The following is a 17,914-nucleotide window of genomic DNA, read 5'->3' as shown; positions in this document are numbered from 1 at the left end:
CTGTCCGCGCCAGGACAACGTGCCACTGAAGCCCAAACCCGCACACCCAAGCGCATGGGAGCAGACATGGCCTCGTCCCCGGACGTCACGTCGTCCGCCGACAACACCCCCGAGAACCCCGAAAGCGGTTCCGCAGTCAGACGTGGCCGGGTTCGGCTGCGCCGGGCCGCCGTCATGGCGGTGCCCGCCACCTTCGTCGCCGCGGGACTCGCGGTCCTCACCGCGCAGGGCGCCCTGGGAGTGCAGTTCGCGATCTCCGGGATGCCGTTCGTGGTCACCGCCGACAGGCTCGACGGAAAGGGCTTCGAGCAGTTCGGCGCGCTGGACCACATGATCAAGGACAGCCCCAACGAGGGCGACACCGGCGGCCAGGTCCTGGTCATCACCTCGGTGGTGAAGGACGGCACGATCACCAACATGTGCCAGAGCGTCGACCTCGGCGGCATCCAGCTGATCCTCACCGCCGGTACCGGGTCCAAGCCGGTGAGCGTGTCGAACCTGGCCATCGACTCCGACGTCATCACGGGCGACGCCGAGTTCAACGGCATCGAGATCGGCGGCGACTCGAGCGAGTTCAACAAGGGCGGGGTCAAGGGCCCCGCCGGTGTCTACGGCCAGCAGGCCGACACGGTCGTCATCAAGAACCTGTACCAGCACAACTACGCCGCCACCGCCGCCGTGTTCAAGCTTCCCGGCCTGCACATGAGCTTCTCCAGCGAGGGCTGTAAGCAGTGAACTCCACCCAGTGGCGGGACAGCTTCCGAGAGTGGCGGGGCCGTCGGCCCTTCGCGGGCGGTCTGCTGCTCGTCCTGGGCGGCGCCGAGATCCTGGTGACCATGAAGGCACCGCTGCCGGTCATCCTGCACGTCGGCGCGCAGGGCCTGGCGGGCTACCTCCTGCCGGCCGTGATGCTCCTCTGCGGCCTGCTGATCCTCTTCAACCCGGATCAGCGGCTGTTCTACTCGATCATCGCGGTCGCGGTCTCCCTGGGCACCTGGCTCACGTCCAACATCGGCGGCTTCGTCATCGGCCTCCTGTGCGGCGTCGTGGGCAGTTGCCTGGCCTTCGGGTGGCTGCCCGACCAGGACCCGCGCAAGAGCCGCCGCCTGCGCCGCAAGGAGGCACAGGGCGACCACGCGGCCGAGTCGATCCTGCAGGGCGGTTCCCTGCCGGGGGCGGGGAAGCACGCCTGACGTCGGTCATCCGTCCACAGGCCGCTTCACCACACCACCCCTTCAGCACGTCAGCACCTCAGCTCTTCAGCACTTCACCGGCGGGGCCGGGACGACCTGCACACTGCGGGGCCGCTCCCGGCCCCGCGTGCGCGGCGGGACGCCTCAGCCTTCCTCCTTCCTCGCCGAGCACCGCCTTGATCACGTGCCGCGCGTTGTGTGCCATCGCCGGGTTCGTCGTCCGGTAGTACGGCAGCGCGATCAGCGCCTGCGAGACGGGCGCCTTCAGGTTCGGAGGGATTTCCTCCATCGCGGGGCCGACGGTGAAGAAAACGCACATCGTCTTTCACCATGCCGCCGGTAGTGGGAGGTTGAGGCGCATGGACAGCGACGAGAACGACGTCATCGACACCGGGACGGCACACTCCGCGCGGATCTACGACTACATCATCGGCGGCGAGGACCACTTCCCGGCGGACCGCGAGGCCGGGGACGCGATGGTCCGGGAGTGGCCCGCGCTCCCCGTCCACATGCGCGCCAACCGCGACTTCATGAACCGCGCCGTGCGCCACCTGGCGCGCGAGGCGGGGATACGCCAGTTCCTCGACATCGGCAGCGGCATTCCCACCTCGCCCAACCTCCACGAGATCGTCCAGGCGACGGCCCCCGACGCCCGGGTCGTGTACGTCGACAACGACCCGCTCGTCCTCGGCCTGTCCCGGAACCTGATGGGCAGCACGCCCGAGGGCCGCACGGCGTACCTGGAGGCCGACATGCGCGACCCGGCGGGCATCCTGACCGCGCCCGAGTTCCGTACGGCACTGGATCTGAGCCGGCCCGTCGCCCTCACCGTGATCGCGATCGTCCACTTCCTGCTCGACGAGCACGACGCCGTCGGCGTCGTCCGCCGCCTGCTCGACCCGCTGCCGCCGGGCAGCCACCTGGCCATGTCCATCGGCACCGCGGACTTCGCGCCCGAGGAGGTCGGCCGGGTCGCCCGCGAGTACGCGGCCCGTGGCATGCCGATGCGGCTGCGCACCCGCGCGGAGGCGGCGGAGTTCTTCGCGGGCCTCGACCTCGTCGACCCGGGCATCGTCCAGGTCCACCGCTGGCGACCCGACGACACCCGCACCAAGACCGGCACCGGCACCGGCACCGAGGTGATCCGCGACGAGGACATCGCGATGTACGGGGCGGTGGCGCGCAAGCCCTGACTCCTCAGCCCTGAGCAGTGAACCCCTGAACCCCGCGCCCTCAGCCCTGAACCCCGAGCCCAACGGAATTGGCCTTCAGCCGACTTGTTATTGACGATCAGTCAACTCATCTGCGGACAGGCTCATTTACGGCCTCCCACCCCCGTCCCAGATCACAATGCGGCGGCGGCATCTCACCCATGTGGTTGCTCACTTGACTACCACCGGTCACACACGGTTGGCTCCGAGCCAAAGATGTCTCCCGCCGGGGCACACCCCCTCGCTCCGGCGGCGGTGCAACCCCCATGACCACTCCCGTCCCGCGCCTCGCCGCCGGAAACCCGCTGACCAGGCAGTTCCCCGCTCCCCCCGCCCCGCTGATCGCCCTAGGACGACTATGTCTCCACGGACAGGTGCCCGGCGCCGCCGTCTCGGCTCCATACGTCTCTCCCTGATTCTCCTGGCGCTGGTGCCCAGCATCACCCTCACCGCCATGTGGGGTGTGACGACGACCCAGATGTTCTCGGAGGGGCTGCGGCTGCGCGCGCAGACCGAACTGAGCCGGTCGACCGGCGCCATGGGCACCGAGGCCACGCTCGCGCTGCAACGGGAACGCAGCCTGTCGGCCGTGTGGGTGTCCACCCCGGACGGTTCCCGGGCCGCGCTGGAGACACAGCGCAAGCAGACCGACGCGGCGGTCGCCAAGCTGGCCGCCCGCGCCGACGACATCAAGCGGGCGCCCGCCCGGATCAAGGACCGGCTGTACTCGGTCGTCGCCTCCGTGGGCAGCCTGGAGTACTACCGGGGCCAGGTGGACGATCCCACCGACATCACCTCGGCGCAGGCGCTGGACCAGTACACCTCGATCATCGACGACCAGATCCACGCCTTCCAGGAGCTGTCCCAGGTCGACGACGGCGACCTCACCTCGCAGGCCGGCCCGCTCGTCGCCCTGGAACACGCGGCCGAACTGGTCTCCGAGGAGGACCTGCAGCTCACCCTGGCCGGGCCGAAGCAGCGGATGGACGAGGAGGAGTGGGCCGCGTTCGCGCAGTTGGTGAACACGCGCCGCTGGCTCGTGCAGGACCAGATCGTCCCCTTGCTCAACGGCCCCGCGAAGGCACAGACCGAGAAGATCCTGACGAGCTACCAGTGGCAGGTCCTGGAGTCCATCGAGAACAAGGTGCTCGCGGCCCGGGCGAAGCCGAGCGACAACGGTGCCATCGTGCTGCCGGACGTGCAGAAGCAGTGGCGCGCCGCTCTCATCGACGTCTCCGACCAGTACGCGGCACTCATCATGCGGCAGACCCGCACGCTGCTGCAGCACAGCGCGGACGACGCGCGCGATCTGCTCATCAAGGCCGGCTCGCTGAGCGCCGGCGGTCTCGTCGCCCTGCTGCTGTGCGTCGGCATGTCCTGGCGGATCACCCGCTCGCTGTCCCGGCGGCTGCACGGGCTGCGGATGGCCACGCTGAGCCTGGCGCACGAACGGCTCCCGGACGTGGTCGCCCGGCTGGACCGCGGGGAGACCGTCGACGTGGACTCGGCGACCCCGCAGCTCGACTACGGCAACGACGAACTCGGCCAGGTGGCCAAGGCGTTCAACACGGCGCAGCGCACCGCCGTGCACACCGCGGTCGAACTCGCCGACACCCGGCGCGGTTTCCAGAAGGTCATCCTCGGCATCGCCCTGCAGAGCCAGAACCTGGTCAACCTCCAGCTCAGCAAGCTCGACTCGCTGGAACGCCGGCACCAGGACCCCGACGTCCTGAGCGGCCTGTACGAACTGGACTCCACGGCAAGCCAGTTGCGCCGCTACGAGGAGAACCTCGTCATCATCAGCGGCGGCCGGCCGGGACGTAGCTGGTCGGAGCCGGTGGCGCTGGTCGACATCCTGCGCAGCGCCGTCGGAGAGGTCGCCGAGTACCAGCGGGTGGAGGTGCACACGGAGGAGGAGGTTTGCATCGCGCCGCCCGCCGTGGCCGACGTGATCCATCTGCTCGCCGAGCTCATCGACAACGCGACCGCCTACTCGCCGGCGCCCAGTCCGGTCGGGGTGCGGGCCACGCTGGTGGCCAGGGGCCTGGCGATCGAGGTCGAGGACCGGGGCCTCGGGCTGTCCGACGAGGACTACGTCTCGTTCAACGCGCAGTTGGCGGTCGCTCCGCAGTTCGACGTGGTGGCGCTCGCCGACGACCTGCGGCTGGGCATGTTCGTGATCGCCCGGCTCGCGACGCGGCACGGCGTCTCCGTGACCCTGCGCCCCTCGCCGTACGGCGGCACCACCGCCATCGTCCTGGTCCCGCACGACATCGTGGTCCGCGAGGCCCCCGGTTCCGAAACCCCGGCGGCCGGCGCCGGACGCGTACCCGTGACCACCGGATCCCGGTCGGACGCGGCGCGGCGGACGGCCCCCCGGGCCGCCCAGACCGTGTCCGCCCCCCGGGAGCGGGAGCACGGGCAGGACTACGGACGGGAACACGGGCGGGAACAACGGCTGGAGCACAGCAGGTCCGCCCCCGAGCGGGACCAGCCGGCCTTCCCGGCACCGGACACCTCCGACCGGGCATCCGACTCCCCGCCCCCGGCCCTCGAACCCCCGGCACCCGCCTCGCCGTCCCCGACGGGCGGTACGTCCCCGGCAGGCCACGCCCCGCTCCCGAGGCGTACGACGTCGAAGTCGGGGTCGAAGCCGGCACCGCACGGTCGCGGGGTCGCTCGCGGAGTGGCGGCTGCGACGGCGACGGTCCGGGCCACGGGGCCGACCGCCCGCCCCGCCGGCCTCGCACCGCTGCCCCGCCGGGTCCCGCAGACCAGCCTCGCCACCGAGTTGCGCGAGGAATCCGCGGCCGCCGAGGGAGACGGTTTCCCGGACGACGACTTCAACGCGGAGCGTGCTGCCTCTTCCCTCGCCGGGTTCCAGCGCGGCACGCTGCGAGCACAGACCGACGGCGACACCGACGCCGATACTGACGCCGTCGACTTCGACGCCGGCTCCCACGTCGACGTCCCGCTGTCCGGCCCGCAGGACACGTCCGCCGAGGAGGCAGCCCCCGGAGCGCCGGTCACCGCCGCCGGCACCGCCCAGACCCCCACCCCGAAACCCCCCACCGACCGCTCATGAAGGACACCCCGATGACACACTCCATCCCCGGCACGAACACCCTGCTCGACCAGTTGCTCACCGGTCTCGTGGACCGGGTCGCCGACGTGAACCAGGCCGTCGTGCTCTCCGAGGACGGGCTGGTGGTCAGCAAGTCCACCGGCTTCCTGCGGGAGGACGCCGAGCGGCTGGCGGCGACCGCGTCCGGCCTGATGAGCCTGAGCAAGGGCGTCAGCATGGACTTCCGCGGCGGCCCGGTGCGCCAGGCCCTCATCGAGATGGCCAACACGTACCTGATCCTGACCTCGGCCGGCCCGGGGGCCCATCTCGTCGTGCTGGCCGGGAAGAACGCGGACGTCGGCGTGGTGGCGTATCAGATGAACATGCTGGTGAAGAAGATCGGCGAGCACCTCAGCGCGGCACCGCGGGCCCATGTCGGTCCCGCCGTCCGCACCAACGGCGGGTGAGGTGAGCGTAGGCGACGAAGCGGGCCGGCTCGTCAGGCCGTTCACCCTCACCGGTGGACGGACCCGGCCCAGCCGCGCCGACTTCACGCTCATCACGACGGTGACCGCGGTCGACCCGCCGCCCGCGCGGGTCCCCCGGCCGCAGCCGGAGCGCGCCCGGATCCTGCGGCTGTGCGCCCGGCCGGTCGCCGTGGCGGAGCTCGCGGCCCACCTCGACCTGCCGGTGAGCGTGGTCGTCATCATGCTCTGCGACCTGCTGGAGGCGGGGCTGATCACGGCCCGGCCGCCCCGTCCCGTCACCGGCGCCGGGGACCTGGACCTGCTGCAGAAAGTGAGGGACGGCCTTGGCCGGATCTGATCCCACCATTTACCCCGCTCCCACCACTCACCCCACTCGCATCACCCACCCCGTCGCCTCCGCCGAGCCCGCGGCAGGGGCGCCCGACACGGTGAAGATCCTCATCGCGGGCGGCTTCGGCGTCGGCAAGACAACCATGGTCGGGTCGGTCAGCGAGATCGCGCCCCTGCGCACGGAGGAGCCGCTGACCATCGCCGGGCTGGAGGTGGACGATCTGAAGGGCATCGAGGAGAAGCGGTCCACCACCGTGGCCCTCGACTTCGGACGGATCACCATCAGCGCCGACCTGGTGCTGTATCTCTTCGGCACGCCCGGCCAGCAGCGGTTCTGGTTCATGTGGAACGACCTGGCGGTCGGCGCGCTGGGGGCGGTGGTCCTCATCGACGTGCGCAGGCCGGAGTCCAGCTTCGCCGCGATCGACTTCTTCGAGCGCCGGTGCATCCCCTTCGTCGTCGCGGTGAACGGCTTCGACGGGTTGCATCCCTATCCGACGGAGGAGATCAGGGAGTCGCTGGCGCTGCCGCCCCACGTTCCCGTGCTGTTGTGCGACGCGCGGGAACGGGAGTCGTGCCGGGACGTACTGATCGCCCTGATCGACCGACTGATCGACGACGCCGACGAGGTGGGACTTCACCCGAGCCCGACCCGCTGACCTGCCGAACCACTGACCCTCTGGCCTGCCGGCCCACCGACCCGCTGACCCGCCGACTCCACAGCGTCGTCAGTGGGCTCCCGCTGCGCGCAGGACGTCCGCGGTCTCCGGGTGGGGTCCGGCGGTCGCCCACTCCAGCGGCGTCCGCCCGGTGCCGTGGTCCTCGCGGAGGTCGGGGTCGGCGCCGTGGGCGAGGAGGGTGCGGACCGTCTCGGTGTGGCCCCAACAGGCCGCCGCGCACAGGGGAGTTCCCTCGGCACCGGGGCCGGCGCTCTCGGCGTCGGGTGGCGCACCGGCCGCGAGCAGCCTGCGGGCGGCACCGGCGGAACCCTGAACTCAGGCCGCGTACAACGGAGTTGTGCCGTCCACGTCGGCTGCCGCGGGGTCCGCGCCGGCCCGGAGAAGCCGGTCGGCCTCAGGAACCGCGTCGAACATCGCCGCCGCCACCAGACGCCTCGCCAGTTTCTTCCGTCGTCGTCGGTTCACGGTCGCCGAGACCAGCCCGGCCCGTCGGCCGGATCGCCGGGTTTTCCCTGGGCCGCGCACAGGCACAAGGCGTGAAACCGCCAAGCGCATCGCAGTGATTGACCTGCTCCTCTCCCTCCCCTTACCTTCTGACCGAGCCACCGAACCTAGTTCGATATTTCGAACTAACGTCGACAGTAAAGGGCACCCCCGTACCCCCTGGAGCGCACATGACCCCCAACCCGTCCCGCCGCCTCTTCCTCGGCGCGGCCGCCTCCGTCCCCCTGGCCCTCACCCTCGGCGCCCCGGCCGCCCACGCGGCCGACTCGGCGTACGTGATGGGCTACTTCACCGAGTCGGCCAACTTCGGCGACGGCACCGACTACGGCCTCCATCTCGCCGTCAGCACCGACGGGTTGCGCTGGATGCCGCTCAACCAGAACAACCCCGTGGTCACGCCCACCGGGGGCGCCGGCGGGCTGCGCGACCCGTTCATCCTGCGCAAGCAGGACGGCACCTTCGTGGTGCTCGCCACCGACCTCAAGGGCACGGACTGGAGTTACGTCAGCCAGTACGTCCACGTGTGGAACTCGACCGACCTGCGCACCTTCACCGGCTACCACCGGCTGAAGCTGCACGACATGAACACCCATAGCTGGGCTCCCGAGGCGTTCTGGGACGCGAGCCGGGGGCAGTACGCGCTCATCTACTCCGCGGTCGACTCCAGCGGCCACAACGTGATCATGGTGAACTACACGACCGACTTCGTCACGGTCTCGGCGCCACAGGTCTTCTTCGACCCCGGCTACGACGTCATCGACGGCGACATGGCCGTGGGCGTGAACGGCGTGAACTACCTCTACTTCAAGAAGGACCAGACGTTGGTGGGCGCGCGATCCAGCTCCCTCGCCCCGGGCAGCTTCACGGTCTTCAGCACAGGGGTCGCCCACGGCGGCACCGAGGCGCCGACCGTGGTCAAGTCCCTCACGTCCAGCACTTGGTGGCTCTGGGGGGACACGTACACCCCCAACGGCGTCTTCTACGCCTGGCAGTCCACCGACCTGTCGGCGGGCACCTGGACCGCGCTCGACCAGAGGACCTACACCCAGCCGGTCAACTCCAAGCACTGCGGCATCACGACGATCACCACCGCCCAGTACGACAACCTGGTCGCCAAGTGGGGCGCGCCGGCGTGGAACCGGCTCAAGTCCTACAACTTCCCTGACCGATACGTCCGCCACTCCAACTACGTCGGCCGGATCGACACCTACCCGTTCGATCCATACACCGACTCGCAGTGGAAGCTCGTCCCCGGCCTGGCAGACAGTTCAGCGGTCTCCTTCCAGTCGGTGAACCACCCGACCCGCTACCTACGGCACTACAACTACCAGCTCCAACTCGACGTGGGCGACGGCACGTCGACGTTCGCCGGGGATGCGACCTTCCACCGTACGGCGGGCCTGGCGGACGCCGGGTGGTCGTCGTTCCGCTCGTACAACAACCCGACCCGCTACATCCGGCACTCGAACTACGCGCTGCGCATCGACCCCGTCTCGACGGCCACGGAGCAGCAGGACGCGACGTTCTACGTGGGTTACTGAGCTGAGCTGAGCCGGAGCCGTCAGGAGAGACGTCCGGCTCACGCTCACAACTCGGCGAGAGCCGACAGCGGTTCGGTCGCCGCCGCCACGGCGCCGGACGGTGGGGGCGGTTCCGTTCAGGACGACCCGGGTGCGCTCCAGCTGCGGAGGAACCCGGGTTGGCCCGTTCACTGTTGCGTCCAACGATTCGGCGATCCGGCGATTCGCAGGATCCAGGGGAACCTCAGCCCAGGCCGGCCGACTTGAGCCAGGCCTTGGCGACGTCCAGCGGGTCCTTGCTCTCCAACTGCACCTGGGAGTCCAGGTCGAGCAGGGTCTTCGTGTCGAGCTTGGCGGAGACGGCGTTGAGCGCGGCGACGCCCTCCTGGGAGAGGCCGCTCTTGTAGACCAGCGGCGTCACGTTCGCGAACCCGAAGAGGTTCTTCGGGTCCTGGAGGACGACGAACTTCTCCTTGACGATCGTCGGGTCCGTGGTGAAGAGGTCCGCGGCCTGCACGGTGTTCTTCTTCAGCGCGGCCTGGGTCAGCGGGCCGCCCGCGTCGAGGGCCTTGAAGGACTTGAACTTCAGCCCGTACTCCGACTCCAGACCGAGCATGCCCTGCTGGCGGGTCTGGAACTCCGGCGAACCGCCGAGCACCAGGTCCGGCGCGATGTCCTTGAGGTCGGCGAGCGTGGACGTCGCGGTGAGGTTGTACTTCTTCGCGGTCTCCGCGTTGAGCGTGACGGAGTCCTTGTCCTCGGCGGGCGACGACTCCAGCAGCGTCAGCTTGGGGTCGAGCTTGGCCTTCGCCGCGGCGTTCACGGTCGCGAGCGAGGTCTGCGCGGCCTTGGCGTCCAGGTAGGCCAGCAGCGAGCCGTTGTACTCCGGCAGGACGGTGATGGAACCGTTCTTGAGCAGGCCGTAGGTGGTCTCACGGCTGCCGATGTTGGGCTTGTAGGACACCTTGATGCCCTTGGCCTTCAGGGCCTCGCCGTAGATGTCGGCGAGCAGGATGCTCTCGGCGAAGTTGTTGGAACCGACGACCACCGTGTCGCCGGCCGCCTTGTCGCCGGCGAGCGGGTTGTCGGAGTCGTCGGACGAGGAGGAACATCCCGCCAGCAGGGCCGTCATCGCGGCCAGCGCGACGACCGCCGCACCGGGGTGGTTCCTGATGGACCTGCTGCTGCGCGAGTTGGAAGTCACGGTTCCCGTTCCGGGCTGTGGGGTTGATGAGAGCTCAAACACTGTGGCCTGATCCAATCCACCGGCTTCTTGGTCAGTCAAGAGCAGCCGGGTTACCGATCGGCTTCGATCCGTGATCACTTGTGTACGGATCGGGAGACACCTGTGTACCTCTCCCGAGGCCCCCGGATGGCCGTAGTACACCGCTTCGTAATGGATTCTTGACGTAGGGCCACGCGCTCGGCCGTTCGAATAGACGGTAGTGTCGCCGAGGTTGGCGTCCGCCACAGCAGTCGGCGTCGGCCACGGCGGTGTGCGGGGGCCGCTTTCGTGTCGATCACATTCGGACACGCGCGTGCGGCAGGTCGGCACGCACGCACCGCCCCTGCACGCCTGCAACACCCTCTTGAAGGAGGCCCGGTGTCCACGAAAGAGGTGGACGCGCCCGTCCGGTCGGGATCCTCGGCACCGTCGTCGTCCGTGCGCCGGGGACTGCGGGGTTTCGCCGACCGGTGGCCCTTCCAGCGCAAGCTGAACGTACTCGTCGGTATCCCGCTGACGGTGATCGCCCTGCTGCTGACGTATCTGATCGTCGACCTGGTGCAGGAGTCCAACCGCGCGGAGGAGACCGCCCACCTGGTGCGCGACAGCACCGAGGTCGCCCAGCTCGTCGCCGATCTGCAGAACGAACACCAGCAGGCGATCCTGCTCTCCGTACGGCACGAGGCGTCCGTCGACGGCGGCGCCCCCTCCACCGACGGCTACCGGCAGGCGCAGGCCGCCGTGGACGCGCAGGTGCAGAAGGTGATCGAGGCCTTCGACGACCGCCTGCCGGGCCCCGAGGCGCAGGCACTGCGGGAGGTCCAGGGCCTGAGCGGCCTGCGGGCCACCATCGAGCAGAGCTATCTGCCCGCCGACAACATCGACCCCGCGTACTCGGGTGCGGCCGACGGCCTCATCGACAGCCTGGGCCTGGAGCGCAACTCCGCCCTCGCCACGACCTTCACCGGCAGCCTCCTCGACTCGCTGCTGCGCGCCGACGCCGCGCACGGCGCCTACGAGACCGGCGTGTTCTCCGCGCGGACCGGCGACAGCAACGCGCTCATCGAGTTCACCGGCGCGGTCGGCTCCTACGCGGTGTTCACCTACCAGGCCGAGCGGTTCGAGCAGTTCGCCACCCCGGCGCAGGCCGACGAGTTCGGCGGCATCGAACACAACTCCTCGCAGGCCTCGATCGGCAAGCACTACGCCGAACTGGCCGTGGATCCCAGCGCGTTGCAGGCCGAGTCGCAGAGCGAGATCCGTACGTCGTTCCGGACGGCCCTCGCCTCCTATCCCGACTACAGCGCGCAGGCCGAGACCCGCCTGAAGATCACCGCGTCGCTCATCGACCAGATCGCCGACCGGGCCGACCACACCGCCTCGGTCGCCCAGTGGCGCGCGGGCCTGCTGCTGACCATGGCGCTGCTCTGCTTCGCCCTGTGGATCGCCTTCTCGATCCTGGTCCGGCGCTCCGTGGTCCGCCCGGTGCTGGCGCTGACCGGGGCCGCCCAGGAGGTCGCCGACGTCGCGGGCCGCGAGCTCGCCCGCGTCGCCGACGACGACGCCGAGGAGTCCGGCCCGCCACGGCTGCGCGCGCTGCCGGTCACCGCGGACGACGAGATCGGTGAACTCGCCGAGGCCTTCAACAACGTGCAGACCACGGCGGCAGCGCTGCTGGAGCGCCAGGTGCTCAGCCGGCGCAACATCGCCGAGATGTTCGGCAACGTCGGCCGCCGCGTCAGCAACCTGACGACCCGTCAACTCGCCCTGATCGACGCGGTGGAGCGCGGCGAGACCGATCCGGCGCTGCTGGCACGCCTCTACTCCATCGACCACATCGCGGTCCGGCTGCGCCGCAACGCCGACAGCCTGATGCTGCTGGCCGGCATCCGTGAGACCGTCCTGGACTCCGGTCCGACCGCGCTCACCAACGTCGTACGCGCCGCGCTGGGCCAGATCGAGGGCTTCCAGCGGGTACGGCTGCGGGCCGCGACCGAGGCCATGGTGGAGCCCGACATCATCGGCGACCTGACGCTGATGATCGCCGAACTCCTGGAGAACGCCGTGTCGTTCTCGCCGGAGGGCAGCCCCGTGGAGGTGGCGGTCGGCTCCGACCACGACGGCGCGTCGATCACCGTCGCCGACCACGGTCTGGGCATGAGCGCCGAGCGCCTCACCGAGGAGAACGCCCGTCTGGTGCGCCGTGAACGCCTCGACGTCGTCCCGACGAAGGTGCTCGGCCTGTTCGTCGTCGGCGCGCTGGCCCGCCGCTGGGACGTCGACGTCACCCTGTCGCGCACCCCCGGCGGCGGCGTGACGGCCGAGGTGCTGATCCCGTCGACGCTGCTCCTGACGATGAGCGAGCTGGGCCCGGCGGGCAGCCCCGCCCCCACCGGCACTCCGTCCTCCCCGGCCACCGCGCTCGCCGCCCCGTCGGCCCCCGCGGCCGGCCCGTCCCCGTCCGCCTCGGTCCCGTCCTGGGCCACGAGCGAGGACGACCCGACCACGCTCCCCCGCCGGGTCCCCCGCCGCGACCCGTCACCCGCCGAGCAGCCCGAGCCCGCGTACACCCGTGCGCCCGACCCGGAACACCCGCCGTACGGGCCCCCGCGCACCCCGGCAACCATCACCGAGCACCCGCCGTACGAGCCCGCCACGACCGCCACCCCGGCAGGTACGTCCGCCCCGGACACGCACACCCGCCCGGCCGAGCCCCAGCCCTTCGCCACCACGGCCCCAGAGCCGACACACGTCGCCCTTACGGCGGACCCGACGCACCCCGGCCGTACGGCGGAGCCGACACCCCCCGTCCGTACGGCCAGCCTCGAAAGCAGCCCCGCCCACCCGGCAGGCAGCCCCGAGGCCCCGGCCCCCGCCCGCAGGGCGGAGCCGGTCGAGCCGGTCGCCGGTGAGCTGTCGCGGCTCGACGGCGCGGCAGGCACCGCAGGTCCGTTCCCCACCCGCAGTGGGGTCCCGGCCCCCGGGCCAGGGACCCCCGGCCAAGCTGGCGCAGCCGACGGTGCCCGTCCGCTCCGTCGGCGGGTGCGTGGAGCCACGTTGCGGACGACCGGCGACGCCGCTGCCCAGCAGACCGCGCGGCAGGCCGCCCGTCCCGCCGACGCGGACGCCGTGCGCAGCGAGCTGGAGGAGTTCGAGGCGGCCGTGGCCCGCGCGCACCGCGACACCGGTGAGCACCCCGTCCCCACCGAAGCCCTCATCGCGCGCCGGAACGACCGCCGGCGCGACGACCGGCCCGACCGAGCAGGCCGAACAGACCGGACCGACCGGACAGAGCCGTCCGCCTCGTCCGACCGGACCGACCCGATCGACGTCCGGGACACCACGCACCACCAGAACCACCTTCCGGAAGGAGCCGAGCAGTGAGCACGTCGACAGGTGAGACTCCCGCCGGAGACGCCAAGCCGACCGATCTGCGGGCCGCCGCAGCCGACTTCACCTGGCTGCTCAACCGTTTCGCCACCGAGACCGCGGGGGTCGTGGACGCCATCGCGGTGTCCTCCGACGGGCTGCTGATCGCCGTGTCGGAGCTGCGCGAGCACGCCGACTCCGAACGGCTGGCGGCGATCGTCTCGGGCATCACCAGCCTGGCCGCGGGGGCCTCGGGCAACTACGGTCTGGGCGGCCTGAACAAGGTCATCATCGACCTGGAGGGCGGCCATGTCCTGGTCTCCGCGATCGGCAGCGGCGCCGTCCTCGGCGTGGTCACCGACAAGGAGGCCAAGCTGGGCAACATCGCCTACGAGATGACGGTGTTCGCCAACCGCGCCGGCACGGCGCTCAGCCCGCAGCTCGTCCTGGAACTGAAGAACAGCGTCGGCGTCACGCGTACGCGCTGACCCGCGTGCCACCGGAGAGAGAGCGAACACCGATGGGGGACGGCCGCACACCGAGCGGCGGGGGCGAGGACGGCGTCGCACCCGTCGGCCCCGCCCCCGCCGTCCGGCCCTTCCTGGTCACCGCCGGCCGGGTGGCGGGCGCCGGCGAGGCGTCGTCCGGCCGGACGATGCCCGTGGAGACCCAGTTGGTGGCCACCACCGACGGGCTCGACGTACTCGAGCGGCTCGCCTTCGAACAGCACGACATCGTCGCCGCCTGCCGGGTGCCGCAGTCGATCGCGGAGATCGCGGCCCGGCTGCGGCTGCACCTCAACGTGGTGCGGGTCCTCGCCGAGGACCTGCGCTCGGCGGGGCAGCTCTCGGTGCACGTGCCCGACTCCGGCGTCACCCACGAGGCGTCCGTTCTGCGCAGGGTTATCGATGGCCTGCGGGCCATCCCCGACTCCCGGGGGGTACTTCCGTGACACCGACCGAACCGCTGGTCCGCACCTCGGCCGGCCGGGGCGCCGTACGGCCGCCGCTGCCGGTGAAACTGGTCATCGCGGGCGGCTTCGGCGTGGGCAAGACCACCGCCGTCGGCTCGATCTCCGAGATCGAGCCGCTCACCACCGAGGCCGCCATCACCGAGGTCGCGGCGGGTGTGGACGACCTCAGCCACACCCCGCGCAAGACCACCACCACGGTCGCGATGGACTTCGGCTGCATCACCATCGACCCGACCCTGAAGCTGTACCTGTTCGGCACGCCCGGGCAGGAACGGTTCGGGTTCATGTGGGACGACATCGTGGAGGGCGCGATCGGCGGGCTGGTCATCGTCGACACCCGCCGGCTCGACGACTGCTACGCCGCCGTCGACTACTTCGAGCACAAGCAGATCCCGTTCGCCGTCGCCGTGAACGCCTTCGACGGCCAGGTCGCGCACACGCTGGACGAGGTCCGCTGGGCCCTCGACGTGTCGGAGGGCGTCCCGCTGCTGGTCTTCGACGCCCGCGAGCGCGGCTCGGTGCGCGACGCCCTGCTCGTCGTACTGGAACAGGCGCTGGCCCGTTCGGAGGGCTGACGGGCACAGCCACGGGGACGACTCCGGTGCGCGGGAACGACCTTCCCGCGCACCGGAGTCGTCCCCGTCGTGTCTTCCTCGCGGACCTAGTTGGTCCTGCGTACCCCCGGTGAGACCGCCGTCCTGGTCGCCGCCCAGAACAGGGCGAGGGTGGCGAGGGCCAGGCCGGCGACCAGCGTGGCGCCGCCCACGACCTTCTCGTAGTCGTGCTGGTAGAGGCCGTCGACGATGTAGCGGCCGAGGCCGCCGAGGCTGACGTACGCGGCGATGGTGGCCGTCGAGACGATCTGGATGGCCGCCGAGCGCAGGCCGCCGAGGATCAGCGGGAGCGCCACGGGCAGTTCGACGCGCAGCAGGACGTCGGACTCGCGCATGCCCATGCCCCGCGCGGCGTCCACGGGGGACGGGTCCACGGAGCGCATCGCCTCGTAGGTGGTGACCAGGATCGGCGGCACCGCGAGGACGACCAGCGGGATCATCACGGGCAGCATGCCGAACCCGAGCGCGATGGTCGCCACCACCAGCAGGCCGAAGGTGGGCAGCGCGCGGCCGGCGGTGGCGACCAGGGAGAGGACGTTTCCGCCGCGCCCGTAGTGGCCGGTGACCAGGCCGATCGGCAGACCGATCAGGGCGGCGAGGGCCAGCGCCTCCACGGAGTACTGGACGTGTTCCCACAGCCGGGCGGGGATCCCGTCGTAGCCGTGCCAGTGCGCGCTGTCGCTGAAGAAGGCGTTCACGAAGTTGAGTACGTTCACCGGGCTGCGTCCTCCAGGGCGGGCACGGCCGGCTCGGGCCGGACCGCGGTGCCGGTGGCCCTGGACTTCCCGGCTCGTGTGGCGCTCGGCATCCAGGGGGTGAGCAGGATGCGTACGACGACCAGCAGGGCGTCCGCGAGGACCGCGAGGGCGGCGCTGGTGAGTACGGAGTTCCAGGCGAGTTCCGGCCGGTTGTAGATCTGCGCGTCGTGCAGGAGGTTGCCGAGCGCGCCCTGGTTGCCGATGAGCATGCCGACGCTGACGAGGCTGATGCTCGACACGGTCGCCACCCGCAGACCGGCGATGATGGCGGGCACCGCGATCGGCAACTGGACCTGGAGGTAACGGCGTACGGGTCCGAAGCCCATGGCGGTCGCGGCGGCGAGGGTCTCCTGCGGGACCGAGCGGACGCCGTCGACGATCGCCGGGACGAGCACGACGAGGCTGTAGACGGTGAGCGGGATCATCACCGTCAGTTCGGTCTGGCCCGTGTAGTCGATGAGGACGACGAAGAAGGCCAGCGACGGGATGGCGTAGAGCACGGTCGTCACCCACAGCACGGGCGGGTACAACCAGCGCAGCCGCACGCACAGTTGGGCCAGCGGGAGTGCGAGCAGCAGCCCGCCCAGCACCGGCAGCAGGGCCTCGCGCAGGTGCAGCCCGATCAGGCCGAGCCAGTCGTGCTGGAGGTCGCTGGGGATGTCGAAGAAGCGGTTCACCGGATGACCTTCTGCGCGGTTGCCGCGGTTGCCGCGGTGGCCTGCGGGTCCTCGCGCCCTGCCGCGTGGGCGCCGCGGATGGCCTCGCCGATGGCCCGTTGCGAGACGACTCCGGCGGCCCGGCCCTCGGCGTCCACGGCGACCGCCCAGCCGGTGGGCGACAGGACGGCGCAGTCGAGCGCGGCGCGCAGCGAGTCGCGGCCGGCGACGAACGGCCGTCCGTACGGCAGCAGTCGGCCGGCGTCGACCTGTCCGGCGGTCAGCCCGGCGGGCTCGCTCCAGCCGAGCGGACGGCCGTCGAGTCCGGTGACGAGGAGGTAGGGGGCGTCGGCCGCGCCGCGGGCGGCGAGCTGCTCGGCGGTGGCGTCGATCGCGACGATCGGGGCGGTGAGCAGCTCCAGGCCGGCGGAGGAGAAGAAGGACAGGCGCCGGATGCCGCGGTCGGCGCCGAGGAAGTCCTCGACGAACTCGTCGGCGGGGTCGGACAACAGCTCGGCGGGCGGCGCGAACTGGGCGAGCCGGCCGCCGGTGCGCAGCACGGCGACCATCGTGCCGAGCTTGACCGCCTCGTCGATGTCGTGCGTGACGAAGACGATGGTCTTGCCCAACTCGGCCTGGATGCGCAGGAGTTCTTCCTGAAGGCCCTTGCGGACGACGGGGTCGACGGCGGAGAAGGGCTCGTCCATGAGCAGCACCGGCGGATCGGCGGCGAGCGCCCGCGCCACGCCGACGCGCTGCTGCTGACCGCCGGAGAGCTGGTAGGGGTAGCGCTTGGCGAACGAGGCGTCGAGGCCGACGCGTTCCATCAGTTCCCGGGCCCTGGCGCGGGCCTTGTCCTTGCTCCAGCCGAGCATCCGGGGCACGGTGGCGATGTTGTCGACGATCGTGCGGTGCTGGAAGAGTCCGGCGTTCTGGATGACGTAGCCCATGGACCGGCGCAGGGTGTTGACCGGCTGCTGACGGCTGTCGACGCCGTCGATGAGGATCGTGCCCTCGCTGGGCTCGACCATCCGGTTGATCATCCGCAGGGTGGTCGTCTTGCCGCAGCCGGAGGGGCCGACGAGGACCGTGATCGAGCGGTCCGGTATGTCGAGGGAGAGCCGGTCGACCGCCACCGTGCCGTCCGGGTATCGCTTGGTGACTGAATCTATCCGTATCAAAGCGCCGAATACCCTTCGGGTCTGGCATTTTCTGCCCGCACTCGACCACGAGGTTTCGGGCCGTTGCGGTTCGAGTCTAGACGGCTCGTGTTACGGGCGTTTTGGGGGGAGCGGCCGAACTTCGCCCTGTGTTTCTCCCGTTACATCT

The 17,914-nt window shown here is 70.7% G+C and carries 15 protein-coding genes and 3 pseudogenes; 12 read left to right on the top strand and 6 right to left on the bottom strand.

Annotation, left to right across the window (positions count from 1 at the left end; all coding sequences use genetic code 11):
• Positions 1-66 precede the first annotated feature (66 nt).
• Both OG352_RS32790 and OG352_RS32785 read left to right on the top strand, forming a co-directional pair.
• Complete coding sequence (locus OG352_RS32790; RefSeq protein ID WP_329221919.1) at positions 67-735, top strand: DUF6230 family protein; 669 nt, start codon at positions 67-69, stop codon at positions 733-735.
• Positions 732-1,193, top strand: a complete 462-nt coding sequence (locus OG352_RS32785; protein WP_329221917.1) for a DUF6114 domain-containing protein — start codon at positions 732-734, stop codon at positions 1,191-1,193. Before OG352_RS32790 ends, OG352_RS32785 begins: the two co-directional genes overlap by 4 nt.
• A gap of 160 nt (positions 1,194-1,353) precedes the next feature.
• Here the strand turns inward: OG352_RS32785 and OG352_RS32780 are convergent.
• Positions 1,354-1,449, bottom strand: a pseudogene (locus OG352_RS32780) (phosphotransferase); the annotation flags it as partial.
• Positions 1,450-1,552: 103 nt separating this feature from the next.
• On the opposite strand from OG352_RS32780, the gene OG352_RS32775 reads away from it, so the two are divergent.
• The 5 genes from OG352_RS32775 (at position 1,553) to OG352_RS32755 (ending at position 6,945) form a co-directional block, all read left to right on the top strand.
• On the top strand, positions 1,553-2,386 hold the full coding sequence (locus OG352_RS32775; protein ID WP_329221915.1) for an SAM-dependent methyltransferase: 834 nt from the start codon (positions 1,553-1,555) through the stop codon (positions 2,384-2,386).
• Between the two features lie 376 nt (positions 2,387-2,762).
• Positions 2,763-5,489, top strand: a complete 2,727-nt coding sequence (locus tag OG352_RS32770; RefSeq protein WP_329221913.1) for a sensor histidine kinase — start codon at positions 2,763-2,765, stop codon at positions 5,487-5,489.
• A gap of 11 nt (positions 5,490-5,500) precedes the next feature.
• Positions 5,501-5,935 carry a roadblock/LC7 domain-containing protein gene (locus OG352_RS32765; protein ID WP_329221912.1) on the top strand — a complete coding sequence of 145 codons (435 nt, stop codon included), beginning with the start codon at positions 5,501-5,503 and terminating at the stop codon, positions 5,933-5,935.
• A 1-nt stretch (position 5,936) separates the two neighbouring features.
• On the top strand, positions 5,937-6,293 hold the full coding sequence (locus OG352_RS32760) for a DUF742 domain-containing protein (RefSeq protein ID WP_329221910.1): 357 nt from the start codon (positions 5,937-5,939) through the stop codon (positions 6,291-6,293).
• A 40-nt stretch (positions 6,294-6,333) separates the two neighbouring features.
• Positions 6,334-6,945, top strand: a complete 612-nt coding sequence (locus OG352_RS32755) for a GTP-binding protein (RefSeq protein ID WP_329224049.1) — start codon at positions 6,334-6,336, stop codon at positions 6,943-6,945.
• A 69-nt stretch (positions 6,946-7,014) separates the two neighbouring features.
• On the opposite strand, the pseudogene OG352_RS32750 reads toward OG352_RS32755, so the two are convergent.
• Positions 7,015-7,431: pseudogene (locus tag OG352_RS32750) on the bottom strand (ankyrin repeat domain-containing protein).
• Between the two features lie 209 nt (positions 7,432-7,640).
• Here OG352_RS32750 and OG352_RS32745 point away from each other — a divergent pair.
• Positions 7,641-9,011 (top strand): glycoside hydrolase family 43 protein, encoded by a 1,371-nt coding sequence (locus OG352_RS32745; protein WP_329221909.1) that lies wholly within the window; start codon positions 7,641-7,643, stop codon positions 9,009-9,011.
• A 223-nt stretch (positions 9,012-9,234) separates the two neighbouring features.
• On the opposite strand, the gene OG352_RS32740 is transcribed toward OG352_RS32745, so the two are convergent.
• Positions 9,235-10,194 (bottom strand): ABC transporter substrate-binding protein, encoded by a 960-nt coding sequence (locus tag OG352_RS32740; RefSeq protein ID WP_329221907.1) that lies wholly within the window; start codon positions 10,192-10,194, stop codon positions 9,235-9,237.
• A gap of 399 nt (positions 10,195-10,593) precedes the next feature.
• On the opposite strand from OG352_RS32740, the gene OG352_RS32735 reads away from it, so the two are divergent.
• From OG352_RS32735 to OG352_RS32720, 4 genes and pseudogenes are all read left to right on the top strand, one after another.
• The gene (locus OG352_RS32735) at positions 10,594-13,599 is read left to right on the top strand and encodes a sensor histidine kinase (RefSeq protein WP_329221905.1); all 3,006 of its coding nucleotides are present in this window, start codon (positions 10,594-10,596) and stop codon (positions 13,597-13,599) included.
• Positions 13,596-14,072 carry a roadblock/LC7 domain-containing protein gene (locus tag OG352_RS32730; protein WP_171400113.1) on the top strand — a complete coding sequence of 159 codons (477 nt, stop codon included), beginning with the start codon at positions 13,596-13,598 and terminating at the stop codon, positions 14,070-14,072. Before OG352_RS32735 ends, OG352_RS32730 begins: the two co-directional genes overlap by 4 nt.
• 32 nt (positions 14,073-14,104) lie before the next feature.
• Positions 14,105-14,543: pseudogene (locus OG352_RS32725) on the top strand (DUF742 domain-containing protein); the annotation flags it as partial.
• Positions 14,533-15,132: a GTP-binding protein gene (locus tag OG352_RS32720; protein WP_329221903.1), complete on the top strand. Its 600-nt coding sequence runs from the start codon at positions 14,533-14,535 to the stop codon at positions 15,130-15,132. The pseudogene OG352_RS32725 and the gene OG352_RS32720, both read left to right, overlap by 11 nt.
• Before the next feature lie 86 nt (positions 15,133-15,218).
• Here the strand turns inward: OG352_RS32720 and OG352_RS32715 are convergent, their stop codons facing one another.
• From OG352_RS32715 to OG352_RS32705, 3 genes are read right to left on the bottom strand one after another with little or no spacing between them, the layout of a single operon-like run.
• The gene (locus OG352_RS32715; RefSeq protein ID WP_329221901.1) at positions 15,219-15,887 is read right to left on the bottom strand and encodes an ABC transporter permease; all 669 of its coding nucleotides are present in this window, start codon (positions 15,885-15,887) and stop codon (positions 15,219-15,221) included.
• Positions 15,884-16,606: an ABC transporter permease gene (locus OG352_RS32710; RefSeq protein ID WP_329221900.1), complete on the bottom strand. Its 723-nt coding sequence runs from the start codon at positions 16,604-16,606 to the stop codon at positions 15,884-15,886. The genes OG352_RS32715 and OG352_RS32710 overlap by 4 nt, the downstream gene beginning before the upstream one ends.
• On the bottom strand, positions 16,603-17,766 hold the full coding sequence (locus OG352_RS32705) for an ABC transporter ATP-binding protein (RefSeq protein WP_329221898.1): 1,164 nt from the start codon (positions 17,764-17,766) through the stop codon (positions 16,603-16,605). Before OG352_RS32705 ends, OG352_RS32710 begins: the two co-directional genes overlap by 4 nt.
• Between the last annotated feature and the right edge of the window lie 148 nt (positions 17,767-17,914).

Source organism: Streptomyces sp. NBC_01485 (assembly GCF_036227125.1).
Taxonomy (GTDB): Bacteria; Actinomycetota; Actinomycetes; order Streptomycetales; family Streptomycetaceae; genus Streptomyces.
The sequence above is the reverse complement of the archived record's forward strand: the minus strand, read 5'-3'. Positions and strand labels throughout refer to the sequence as shown.